The sequence below is a fragment of the Citrobacter sp. TBCS-14 genome (assembly GCF_005280805.1).
Lineage (GTDB): Bacteria > Pseudomonadota > Gammaproteobacteria > Enterobacterales > Enterobacteriaceae > Citrobacter > Citrobacter gillenii.
The window spans coordinates 1-223 of the sequence record NZ_SZWM01001201.1 but is presented as its reverse complement, the minus strand read 5'-3'; the positions used below and the strand labels follow the sequence as shown (position 1 = coordinate 223).

Here is a 223-nt window from a genome sequence, read left to right as displayed (position 1 = left end):
GGGGCAAAATACGGACGTAACTGCGATCACTAAACAGGATATTAGACAGGTGATGGAAGTTGTTGAGAATTTACCTAAGCGTGTTGTCCAACCATATCGCTCGATGAATGTTCAGCAGTTGATAGATTGTGATGACGTGTCACCTGATGAGCTTGTGGGTGTTGAGGCTATCCATAAGCATCTTAAGCTCTACAAATCCTTGTTCAAAACATTTCTCACCGAT

1 pseudogene is annotated in these 223 nt (G+C 42.6%); it reads left to right on the top strand.

Features of this window, described 5'->3' with window-relative positions:
• Positions 1 to 223: pseudogene (locus FDX22_RS32220) on the top strand (integrase); the annotation flags it as partial.